Raw genomic sequence first — 1,804 nt, forward strand, 5'->3', positions numbered from 1 at the left:
GATGGCCGAGGTGGCTCCGGACGTTCTGGGCGTCTTGAATTTCCGCGAGGGACAGAGGGTGATCAGCTTCATGGCGGGCGCTTCCCTCGAACAGGCGGACGCCATGGTGCGCCCGGCTCGAGCCGACGCCGTGATGATGCCGTTCCCGGGGATCACGAAGGGTGGGTCGCCGATCATCATGTACGGTAACGCGCAACTCGTCACCGACTTGTTCGGGGAGCGCAACAGCATCTTCCCTTTGCGCGGCGCGGAAGAGATGGCCGCCTACCTCTGCGCACAGGCTGTTCTATCGCCGATTGCGCGCATGGTCGCCGATGCCGCCGACTGGCTCGGAGAACACGCACCGGACAAGGCGCAGGGAGAGGCCTTCCTCAGGCAGCTCGTCGTGTCGAGCCTGGGGGACACGGCCTGTGAGCCGTTGATCGAGGCTCTGAATACGCCGGGCGGCTACAATCAGCGGCTGCGGCTGCACATGGAGGGGCAGGGCATGGGCGTGGCGCTCAAGCAGGGGCTTGGCGATCTGCTTTGAGCGGGGGCCGAGGCCGACCGTGGGTAAGGCGTCGGCGTCACGGCGGAGCGGCTGTGGTGGCTGTGCTGGCGGGCATGACAGCGCCCGGAAGAGTGATCCTGCCGGGCGCGTCTTGTTTCAGAAGTTCAGGATGCTGAGGTTGGTTTCGCTGCCCGGCACCGTAAAGGTGCCGTCGGTGTTGTACTCGACGGTTTGTCCGTTCCCGAGCACGTAGCGTTGACTGGTCCCGTTGGTCTGCCTGAACACGGTGAGCATCTCACCGTTGTCAGAGCTGCATTCGAGGATCTGAGTGTTGGTCCATTCGTCGGACATGTGAGCCTCCAGTGGGTCTGTTTCGCTGGCGGATTGACTGCAATGTCAGGCTGGCGGCAATAGGCAAAATGCATGTGCGACAGGTATTTGGTCACTCTTTGGCGAGCGGGCAAGGGGCGCGAGGACGATCTCGCGCCGGTTGCGCCAGATCCCGCTCACGCCGCGTCAGCTCGCAGGGAGCACGGCCATCTACGCCTTCAATGCGCCCGTGACCGGCGCGCCGGTGCCGGTGATCGGCGGGCTCGGCGGCTTCGGCGACACCTTCACCGGTACCGTGCACCGCTTGCAGCTGTTCCGCGGCGATGCGCAGGGAGCGGGCATTTAGATCGTGGCCTTCAGGTCGCCGCGGAGGGCTCATATACCGCGACGCGGAAACCGAAAGCGGCCGCTGATGGGCTGTTGCGGCATCCCTGAAGCGCCGAGCGACCGGGATGCGGACGAAGCCAGCCCTGGTGCCTGCCGACTTGCAATGTAAAACGATCGTTTTACATTGGTGTCCATGGACACCCAAGGAGGCTTCCCATGGATCTGACGACCAAGCTCACGGCCGCCGCCGAGCGGCTCTTCGACCGGCACGGCTACATGGCCACTGGCGTGGACCGGCTTACCGAGGCTGCAGGAATGTCGAGCCGGACGCTCTACAAGCATGCCGGCAGCAAGGCGCAGCTTATGGCACGGGTGCTGAACGAGCGGGACCGGCGGTTCATGGCTCGGCTCGAGGTGCAGACCGTCGATGCACTGTTTGCGGCTCTGGAGGACTGGGTGCGGGTTGAGGGAACACGGGGCTGCCTGTTTCTGCGGTTGCGTGCGGAAACCGGCGGCGACACGCCCGAGATTGCCGAGGCGGTCGCGGCGCACAAGGCGGCGTTTCACCAACGTATCGTGGAGGTGGTCGCAGCAGAGCTCGGGCGCCAGGACCCGGTCCTGGCCGAGCAGGTGCTGGTTCTCCTTGAGGGGGCAACC

At 65.1% G+C, this 1,804-nt stretch carries 4 protein-coding genes; 3 read left to right on the forward strand and 1 reads right to left on the reverse strand.

Going from position 1 to position 1,804, the window contains the following annotated elements; translation table 11 throughout:
* The first annotated feature begins 1 nt into the window (after position 1).
* Complete coding sequence (locus HC022_RS25725) at positions 2-529, forward strand: pyrroline-5-carboxylate reductase (protein WP_167454274.1); 528 nt, start codon at positions 2-4, stop codon at positions 527-529.
* A 117-nt stretch (positions 530-646) separates the two neighbouring features.
* Here the strand turns inward: HC022_RS25725 and HC022_RS25730 are convergent, their stop codons facing one another.
* Complete coding sequence (locus tag HC022_RS25730; RefSeq protein WP_167454275.1) at positions 647-841, reverse strand: MHC class I heavy chain; 195 nt, start codon at positions 839-841, stop codon at positions 647-649.
* A 139-nt stretch (positions 842-980) separates the two neighbouring features.
* On the opposite strand from HC022_RS25730, the gene HC022_RS25735 reads away from it, so the two are divergent.
* Together HC022_RS25735 and HC022_RS25740 are read left to right on the forward strand one after the other, a co-directional pair.
* The gene (locus HC022_RS25735) at positions 981-1,166 is read left to right on the forward strand and encodes a hypothetical protein (protein ID WP_167454273.1); all 186 of its coding nucleotides are present in this window, start codon (positions 981-983) and stop codon (positions 1,164-1,166) included.
* 197 nt (positions 1,167-1,363) lie between these two features.
* The coding region (locus HC022_RS25740; RefSeq protein WP_167454276.1) for a TetR/AcrR family transcriptional regulator at positions 1,364-1,804 on the forward strand (441 nt) is incomplete at its 3' end.

This window comes from Salipiger sp. HF18 (genome assembly GCF_011806505.1).
GTDB lineage: Bacteria > Pseudomonadota > Alphaproteobacteria > Rhodobacterales > Rhodobacteraceae > Salipiger > Salipiger thiooxidans.